The organism is Microbacterium oleivorans NBRC 103075, assembly GCF_001552475.1.
Classification (GTDB): domain Bacteria; phylum Actinomycetota; class Actinomycetes; order Actinomycetales; family Microbacteriaceae; genus Microbacterium; species Microbacterium oleivorans.
The window spans coordinates 274,306-283,274 of record NZ_BCRG01000003.1 but is presented as its reverse complement, the minus strand read 5'-3'; the positions used below and the strand labels follow the sequence as shown (position 1 = coordinate 283,274).

The window sequence follows — 8,969 nt, the reverse complement described above, 5'->3', positions numbered from 1 at the left end:
CCCCCGCCACGACCCGACGGTCGAGGCGGGCGGCTCGGGTGCTCAGTAGCCGCTGAATGCGTCGGTCGTGATGGACTTCGCCCGTTCCAGGGCCGGAGTCAGCGTCGCGATCAGCGCGGGTGGGCCCGACACGAAGGCGTGGCGCGTCGCGATGTCGGGGACGTGGCGGACGAGGCCCTCGGCGTCGAGCCGCGTGCCACCGCCCCAGGTCCAGCCATCGGGGAGGTGCGCAGGCTCGTCCTTCGTGACGACGATGACCGGGATGCCGGCAGCCTCGAGGTCCTCGCGGAAGGCGAGCTCGTCGCTCGACGACGCGACGTACACGAACACGACATCACGGTTCTCCTGCGTCAGGCGGATGTGGCGGAGGTGCGAGACGAACGGCGTCACGCCGATCCCCGCGGCGACCATGAGCACCGGGGTTTCGGTGTTGCGCGGCAGCACGAAATCGCCCCAGATGCCGGTGATCGCGAGCTCCTCACCGGGCTGGACGGTCGCGATGGCCTTCTTGAAGCTCGACTGCGATCCCTCGCGCATCGCGATCTTGACGAGCGGCAGTTCGGCCGGCGACGACAGGATGCTGAACTCGCGACGCGTGCCGCGGGAATCAGGCCGGGCGTGCGGGACCTCGATCTCGAGGTACTGTCCCGGCGTGAATGTGACGGGACGTTCGGTGCGGAAGCTGTACTCGCGCACGCTCGGGGTTACCGCGCTCCGCTCGACGATCGTGAGCCGGACCGCGGTGCGCATCGCGAACACGAACGCGACGAGGTTTCCGATGAGAAGCGCCCGCTCCTGACCCAGCGTGATCACGTCGAACGAGATCGGCCAGCCCGCCAGCACACCCACGACGCCGGCGACGGTGAACTGCTGCCAGCGGCGAGGCGGAAGGGTGAGCGGTTCGGAGAGCATGAACGCCCCCAGGAACAGGAACGGCGACGAGAGCACGAGGCTCGAGAACGTCATCCCGGGATCGAGCGTGAAGCCCGCGGCCTGCGCCTGCACGACGTTGCGGACCAGCCCGACCGCGATCGCGACGAGGAGGAACAACCCCACGACGCGCACCTTCTCGGTCCGGATCAGCACCACGAGGCCCAGAAGGATGACGGGGATCGCCAGCGCGGGCGAGCCGACCCACCAGGCGGAGGAACCCAGGTCGGGGGCCCAGATGCTGATGATCGTGAGGGCACTCGCCCCGACGGCGGCCGGATTGAAGATGTGCCGCCCCCGCCACGCGAGGACGTACTTCGAGAGGGAGGCGATCGCCCCCGCGATGATGAGGCCCAGCAAGGGCAGCGGCTCGAGGCTCGGACGCAGCACGAACAGCAGGATGAGCGCGGTGATGAGCGCGGATTCGATGCGCCTTGGCCGGCGGACGATCCGCTGCGCGATCGCGTCGACCGCCATGATCGCCGCTGCAAGGACAGCGAACGAGGCGACCAAGTCGAGGGGGGCGATCGACACGGCGCCCGTGACCGAGAGCACCAGCGCGATGACGGCGAGCGTGGACAGCGCCAGAAGGACCAGGCGGTACATGGACAGCCGCCCGAGAACGCCGAGAAGGCGATTCCAGGTGGCGCTGAGGGAAGAGATCACGAGAACAACTCCGCTTCGCAGTGGGGGGACCATTCGACGGAGCCGTCGGTGCGCATCCGCACCCAGTCGGCTCCCCATTCGGCGGCCAGCTGGGGTCCGCCATCGAAGAACAACGCGGTGGCGACGGCATCCGCCGTCATGGCATCGGGCGCGACGGCCCAGGTGGCCGCGTACTGACGCACCGGCTCACCCGTGCGGGCGTCGAGGACGTGGTGCAGGCCGTCTCCCCACGCGCGGCGGTTGACGGCGGAGGCGCAGAGGGCGGCATCCGTCACGGACCAGACCCCGATCGCGAGCGACGCGTCGTAGGGATGCTCCAGCGCGATCCGCTGCGTCACCCCGCGGACGGCGATGTCGCCTCCGGCGTCGACCACGGCGGGCCCTGCGGGCACGAGGGCGAGGACGAGGTCGGCGAGGCGCCCCTTGCCGAGGGCGCCGACGTCGAGAATGGCGGGCTCGGCGAGGCGGACGGTCTCGGCGGACCACGAGAAGATCTGACGCCAGGCGACGGGCGCGGGCGTCGCGCCGTGGTCGACGAAGGAGTAGCCGGCGTCGTACCCCCGGCGGGCGAGGCTGTCGCCCACCAGGGGGTTCACCGCACCGTGGGTGGCGGTGTCGAGGGCGTCGTAGGCGTCGAGCATGGCGACGGCATCGGCCGGAGCCGGCGCTTCGCCACCCTCCTCCCCGAGTCGACTCACGAGGGAGTCCGCGCGGAAGCGCGACCACTCGCGATCGAACGCGGCGATGGCGCCCGTGATCTCATCACGGACGCCATCGTCGAGGGGGGAGGCGGCGTCGATCCGCCAGGCTGTCCCGATCGCCTCGAACGCCCAGGAATGGGCGAGGGGGGCGATCTGGATCATGACGCGGCTTCGGTCCGGATCTCCTTGACCGCGGCGTTGAATCCGCCGCTGGTGAGGGAGGAGCCGCCGACCTTGTCGACGGAGAGGTCGGCGAGCTTCTTGCCGACCGCCACGTCCTTGATTCCGCCGATGAAATCGCCCTGGTACTGGGTCGTCTCGCGGGCCTGCGGATCACCGGTCACCTCGACGTCGGTGACGACGTCGGACGTGATCGTCAGCGTGACCTTGATCTTCTCGACGGTCTCCGGGGTCTGGTAGGTTCCGTCAGCGGTGTAGGTCCCGTCCTTGAACGACGCCGACCCCGAGGAGGAGCCGCTGCCTGCGTCGGCGGACGCGGGCGGGTTCTGCGACGAGGTGTCGGTGTTGCCGGAAGTGGTCTGGCCGGCGCACCCGGCGAGAAGAGCGAGCCCTGCGACGGATGCGGCGGCTGCACCGACGCGGACGGGCCGGGGTACGGCTGTGGTTCGGATCATGTGAGGTCCTCCTTGTGTCGTGCCCGCCCGGTGGGGAGTGCGGGGCGATACCCCCAAGAAAACCCAGTCCTCAGATGCCGATGCTTGCAGGACCCTATGTATCGCCTGGACGCGAAGGTAACCGCTGGGCGTGGAGCGTGTCGACGGGTCAGGCGGCGCCGTCGAACATGCTCGTGACGGATCCGTCCTCGAACACCTCGCGGATCGCCCGCGCCAGAAGCGGCGCAATCGGAAGGATCGTGAGGGTCGAGAAGCGCTTCTCGTCAGGAATCGGCACGGTGTCGGTGACGACGACCTCATCGATCGACAGATCCTGCAGGCGCTCCACGGCGGGGTCGCTGAAGATCGCGTGCGTCGCGGCGACGATGACACGCTCGGCACCGTTCGCCTTGAGCGCCTGGGCGGCCTTGACGATGGTTCCGCCGGTGTCGATCATGTCGTCCACGAGCAGGCAGACGCGTCCGTCCACCTGGCCGACGATCTCGTTGACCGTGACCTGGTTCGCGACGTTCGGATCACGGCGCTTGTGGATGATCGCGAGGGGGGCGCCCAGGCTGTCCGACCAGGTGTCGGCGACCCGCACGCGACCGGTGTCCGGCGAGACGACCGTCAGCTTGGTGCGGTCCTCAGGCGACAGCGTCTTCTCGAAGTACTCGAGGAGGACGGGCTTGGCGAACAGGTGGTCGACGGGTCCGTCGAAGAAGCCCTGGATCTGAGCGGCGTGCAGGTCGACGCTCATGACGCGGTCCGCGCCCGCGGTCTTGAAGAGGTCCGCGACCAGACGCGCGCTGATCGGCTCGCGTCCGCGACCCTTCTTGTCCTGACGGGAGTAGGGGAAATAGGGAGCGACGACGGTGATCCGCTTCGCGGAGGCGCGCTTGGCGGCATCCAGCATGATCAGCGTCTCCATGAGCCACTCGTTGACCGGCGGCCCGAAGCTCTGGATGAGGAAGAAGTCGCACCCACGGATGGAGACCTCGAAACGGGTGAGGATCTCCCCCGAGGCGAAGGTGCGGTGCTCCGTGGGCACCAACTGCGTGCCGAGCGCTACTGCGACCTCGCCCGAGAGCTCTTCGTGCGAGCGACCCGACGCGACGACGAGACGCTTCTTGGTCTTGGCCACGAGGCCCGGCGCGATTCCGCGCTCGGTGTCGAGGTCAACCGTCTGCTGCTTCTTGCGACCCATCGCCAGCTTCCTGTGCGGACCGGGCGCGAGCGGCGGCTTCTGCCGCTCCCGTTCCCGGTCGATTGTTCTCGACCCACCCGGCGGTGTTCCGCTGGGGGGCGATGCTGAGGGCGAGGGCGCCAGCCGGAACATCCTTGCGGATCACGGCTCCCGCACCCGTCTTCGCGCCTTCACCGATCCTAACGGGCGCGACGAACACGTTGTGCGACCCGGCGTGCACCTCGTCGGCGATCTCGGTGCGGTGCTTGGAGATGTCGTCGTAGTTGGCGGTGATGGCGCCGGCGCCGAGGTTGACGTTGCGACCGATCGTCGCATCGCCCACGTACGACAGGTGCGGCACCTTGCTGCCCACGCCGATCGTCGAGTTCTTCGTCTCGACGAAGGTTCCGATCTTGCCGCGCTCACCCAACTCGGTGCCCGGTCGCACGTACGCGAATGGTCCGACGGTCGCACCCGCGCCGATGACAGCCAGGGTCGCGTCGGTGCGGGTGATGGTCGCGCCTGCTCCGACCTCGCAGTCGACGAGGCTCGTGTCGGGGCCGACCGTGGCGCCCTCGGCGATGCTCGTCGAACGCAGGATGTGGGTGTTGGGGAGGACAGTCACGTCGGGCGCGAGGGTGGCCGTCACGTCGATCCACGTCGTCGCCGGGTCGAGGACGGTGACGCCCTCGAGCTGCCAGCGACGAACGGTGCGGGCGTTCAGCAGGCGGCCGACCTCGGACAGCTGCACGCGGTCGTTGACGCCGTACGTGACGGTGACGTCCTTCGCGACGGATGCCGCGACCCGACCGTCGGACTGGCGGAGCAGGGCGACGATGTCGGTGAGGTACTTCTCCTGCTGCGCGTTGTCGGTGCCGACTCGCGGCAGGTGCGCGCGGAGGGCGGCGGCGGCGAAGACGTACATCCCGGCGTTCACCTCGGCGACGGCCGCCTCTTCGGGAGAGGCATCCTTCTGCTCGACGATGCGGGCGACGCTGCCGTCGCTCTCACGGATGATGCGCCCGTACCCGGTCGGGTCGTCGAGGACGGCCGTCATGAGCGTCGCTCCGGCGCGGGCTTCCCGGTGCTCGGCGACGAACGACCCGAGGGTGCCCGCATCGGCAAGGGGGCAGTCGCCGCTCAGGACGAGGACGTCTCCGTCGAAGTCGCCGAGCGCGTCGAGGGCGACCTCGACGGCGCGGCCGGTACCGGGAACCTCGTCCTGATCGACCACGACGACCTCGGGAGCGACGCCGAGGACGGCGTCGGCGACCAGATCCCGCTCGTGGCGCACGACGACGACGACGTGCGCGGGAGCGAGGTCGCGGGCGGTGTCGAGCACATGGCCCACGAGGGGACGTCCGCCGATGCGATGGAGCACCTTCGGCAGGGAGGACTTCATCCGCGTGCCCTGGCCGGCAGCGAGGATGACGACGGCGAGGCGGGAATCGAGCGCGTTCTCAGTCATGCTCCGCCGCCAGGATTCGAACCTAGACCTCACAGCTCCAAAGGCTGTCGTGCTGCCATTACACCACGGCGGACCGCAGCCATCCGGGGGTCCGGCAGCCGCTCGACAAGTCTGCCATGCGGTCGCGCTCCCCCTTGCTCTGCGATGATGAAGGGATGGCCCCCGAACACGACGAGGTCGACCGGATCGTGAGCGCGTGGATCGCGCAGCGGCCCGATCTGGACTTCTCCCCCCTCGAGGTCCTCTCGCGCGTCGACCGTCTGTCGCGCCATCTGGATCGTGCCCGCCGGGAGGCGTTTCACCGGAGCGATCTCGAGCCCTGGGAGTGGGATGTCCTCTCCGCGCTCCGACGAGCCGGCGAGCCGTACACGCTCAGCCCCAAGCAGCTCCTGCAGCAGACGCTCGTTTCCAGCGGCACGATGACCAACCGGATCGACCGGCTCGTCGAGCGTCGCCTCGTCGTGCGCGCCGCCGATCCCGGTGACGGCCGAGGCGTCCTGGTCACCCTCACTGAAGAGGGCCGGAACCGCGTCGATGCGGCCATCACCCGACTTGTGGATGCCGAGGCGGAACTCCTCAGCCAGTTGTCGAAGGCCGACCGCGACAGGCTCGCCGCGCTGCTGCGCAAACTCAGCCTCGGTTTCGACGTCTGAGCCCGCGATGGCGATGCGCGCACCGCTCCCCGTCCGCGACGGGGTGGGACCCACCCGGCTGCGGGTGCCGAGGACGGGACCGTGGTCGACGGTCGCGGAGTACGTGACCGGACGATTCGCCCACATGGACGCGGAGATCCTCCTCGGCCGCTTCGACCGCGGGGAGGTCGTCGCCTTCGACGGCACGCCGCTGACGCGGGAGACCGTCCTCGGCGCGGAAGACTTCATCTGGTACTACCGCGAGCCGCCGGACGAGCCCGACATCCCGTTCGATGTTTCGGTGCGCCACCTCGACGACGATCTGCTCGTCGTCGACAAGCCGCACTTCCTGCCGACCACCCCCGGCGGCGGATTCCTCCAGAACTCCGCGCTCGTGCGTCTCCGCCGGCAGTTCGACAACCCCGACCTGACGCCGATCCACCGGCTCGACCGCGCGACTGCCGGGCTCGTGATGTTCTCCGTGCGACCGGCGACCCGTGGGGCCTATCAGACGCTCTTCGCCGACAGGGCGGTCGAGAAGGTCTACGAAGCCGTCACATCGATCCCTGACAGCGGAATGCCGGCACTCCCCCTCACTGTCCGTTCGCACCTGACGAGCACCCGAGGGAGCCTCCGCGCCGTCGTGCACGAGGACCGCGAACCGAACGCCGAAACGCGCATCGAGGAGATCCGCATCGGCACGAAGGCGGCCCACCTGCGGCTGCACCCGCGAACGGGGCGCATGCATCAGCTGCGCTCCCACCTCGCGGGGATCGGACTCGGCATCCTGGGCGACCGGTTCTACCCGGACCTGCTCGACGAGGCACCCGACGACCCCGACCGCCCGCTGCAGCTGCTGGCGCGCGAGCTGCGCTTCGTCGACCCGCTGAGCGGACGACCGCGCGAGTTCTCGACCGGACTCGCGCTCCGCGAGGCCGATCGCCTCTGATCAGGCCAGCTGCTCGCTGAGCTCGAACCAGCGGTCCTCGGCTTCCGAGACCTCGGCCTCCATCGCCGTGATCCGCTGCATCTTCTCGCCGAGACCGACGTAGTCGTTCTGGTCGTGGTCTGCGAGCGCCGCCCGTGCGGTCGCGATCTGGTCGCTCAGCTTCTTGATGCGGCGCTCCAGGCTCGTGACCTCCTTCTCCGCCGTGCGTCGATCGGCTCCGGAGAGAGCGGATGCCGACGGTGCCGCGGCATCCGTCGTCTGACCGACTCGGGCCGTCGCCCCCGTCGCCTGCGGGTGGGCTGCGCGGAGCCGCAGGTACTCCTCGATGCCGCCGGGGAGGTGGCGGAGCCCACCGCCCATGACGGCGTACTGCTGATCGGTGACACGCTCCATGAAGTAGCGGTCGTGGGAGACGACGATGAGCGTGCCTGCCCACGAGTCGAGGAGGTCCTCGATCGCGGCGAGCATGTCGGTGTCGAGATCGTTCGTCGGCTCATCGAGGATGAGGACGTTCGGCTGATCGAGAAGGATCAGCAGCAGCTGCAGGCGCCGCTTCTGCCCTCCCGAGAGATCCTTCACGGGTGTGGAGAGCTGAGCCGAGGCGAAGCCCATCCGTTCGAGGAGCTGACCCGGCGTGAGCTCCTGCGCCTTGGATCCGGCGCCGAACGTGTACGTCGTCCGGAGTCCCGACACGACGACGCGCACCGGCTCGTTCAGGTGCGGATCGAGCTCGTCCATGCGCTGCGTGAGGGTCGCGACCTTGACGGTCTTGCCATGCTTGACCCGACCGCTCGTGGGCTCAACCGCTCCGGAGACGAGGCCGAGGAGCGTGGACTTGCCGGCGCCGTTGACGCCGAGGATGCCGGTGCGCTCGCCCGGAGCGATCCGCCACTCGACGTCGCGCAGTATCTCGCGGCCGTCATAGGCGACACCGGCGTCGAGGAGGTCGACGACGTCCTTGCCGAGGCGGGCGACGGCGAGTGACTGCAGTGAGACGCGGTCGCGGATCTCGGGGACGTCGGCGATGAGCTCGTTCGCGGCGTCAATGCGGAACTTCGGTTTGGTCGTCCGGGCGGGGGCGCCGCGGCGCAGCCACGCGAGTTCCTTGCGAGCGAGGTTCTGGCGACGCGCCTCGATCGTGGCGGCCTGCCGGTCACGCTCGACGCGCTGCAGGATGTAGGCGGCGTACCCGCCGTCGAAGGGCTCAACGATCCGGTCGTGGACCTCCCACGTCTTCGTGCACACCTCGTCGAGGAACCACCGATCGTGCGTGACGATCATGAGCGCGCCGGAGGACGCGGCCCAGCGGCGCTTCAGGTGTTCGGCCAACCAGGAGATGCCCTCGACGTCGAGGTGGTTGGTGGGTTCGTCGAGCGCGAGGACGTCCCAGTCTCCGGCGAGAAGCTGTGCCAGTGCGACGCGGCGGCGCTGGCCACCGGAGAGCGTGCCGATGGCGGCATCCCAGTCGAGGTCCGACAGCAGGCCCGACAGGACGTCGCGGATCCGCGGGTCACGAGCCCACTCGTGCTCGGGGCCGTCACCGACCACGGCGCGTCCGACGGTGAGGTCGTCGGGAAGGACGTCGGTCTGCTCGAGCACGCCGATCGTCACGCCGCCGCGAACGGTGACGCGCCCCGAATCGGGCTCGCGCCGGCCCGCGAGCATCGCCATGAGGCTCGACTTGCCGTCGCCGTTGCGGCCGACGATGCCGATGCGGTCGCCCTCATCGACGCCGAGCGAGACGCCCTCGAAGACGACTTTGGTCGGGTATTCCAGGTGCAGGGCTTCAGCCCCGAGAAGATGTGCCATCCCCTCCAGGCTAC

8 protein-coding genes and 1 tRNA gene are annotated in these 8,969 nt (G+C 69.3%); 2 read left to right on the top strand and 7 right to left on the bottom strand.

Annotated features, from left to right (window positions below):
- Positions 1–42: 42 nt before the first annotated feature.
- From MO1_RS05735 to MO1_RS05710, 6 genes are all read right to left on the bottom strand, one after another.
- A complete protein-coding gene (locus MO1_RS05735; protein WP_060915458.1) occupies positions 43–1,596 on the bottom strand; it encodes an FAD-dependent oxidoreductase in 1,554 nt (517 codons plus the stop codon).
- Positions 1,593–2,459, bottom strand: coding sequence for an FAD:protein FMN transferase (locus tag MO1_RS05730; RefSeq protein ID WP_060915457.1), 867 nt, complete (start codon positions 2,457–2,459; stop codon positions 1,593–1,595). The genes MO1_RS05735 and MO1_RS05730 overlap by 4 nt, the downstream gene beginning before the upstream one ends.
- Positions 2,456–2,932, bottom strand: a complete 477-nt coding sequence (locus MO1_RS05725) for an FMN-binding protein (RefSeq protein WP_036312246.1) — start codon at positions 2,930–2,932, stop codon at positions 2,456–2,458. Before MO1_RS05725 ends, MO1_RS05730 begins: the two co-directional genes overlap by 4 nt.
- A gap of 148 nt (positions 2,933–3,080) precedes the next feature.
- The gene (locus MO1_RS05720; RefSeq protein WP_060915456.1) at positions 3,081–4,118 is read right to left on the bottom strand and encodes a ribose-phosphate diphosphokinase; all 1,038 of its coding nucleotides are present in this window, start codon (positions 4,116–4,118) and stop codon (positions 3,081–3,083) included.
- On the bottom strand, positions 4,090–5,565 hold the full coding sequence (gene glmU, locus MO1_RS05715) for a bifunctional UDP-N-acetylglucosamine diphosphorylase/glucosamine-1-phosphate N-acetyltransferase GlmU (RefSeq protein WP_036312480.1): 1,476 nt from the start codon (positions 5,563–5,565) through the stop codon (positions 4,090–4,092). Before glmU ends, MO1_RS05720 begins: the two co-directional genes overlap by 29 nt.
- A gap of 1 nt (position 5,566) precedes the next feature.
- Positions 5,567–5,638 (bottom strand) — tRNA-Gln (locus tag MO1_RS05710).
- A gap of 82 nt (positions 5,639–5,720) precedes the next feature.
- Between MO1_RS05710 and MO1_RS05705 the strand changes: the two genes are divergently transcribed.
- Positions 5,721–6,218 (top strand): MarR family winged helix-turn-helix transcriptional regulator, encoded by a 498-nt coding sequence (locus MO1_RS05705; protein WP_036312241.1) that lies wholly within the window; start codon positions 5,721–5,723, stop codon positions 6,216–6,218.
- 7 nt (positions 6,219–6,225) lie between these two features.
- Positions 6,226–7,146, top strand: a complete 921-nt coding sequence (locus MO1_RS05700) for a pseudouridine synthase (protein ID WP_174520550.1) — start codon at positions 6,226–6,228, stop codon at positions 7,144–7,146.
- Here MO1_RS05700 and MO1_RS05695 read toward each other — a convergent pair whose 3' ends face one another.
- The gene (locus tag MO1_RS05695) at positions 7,147–8,955 is read right to left on the bottom strand and encodes an ABC-F family ATP-binding cassette domain-containing protein (protein ID WP_060915455.1); all 1,809 of its coding nucleotides are present in this window, start codon (positions 8,953–8,955) and stop codon (positions 7,147–7,149) included.
- Between the last annotated feature and the right edge of the window lie 14 nt (positions 8,956–8,969).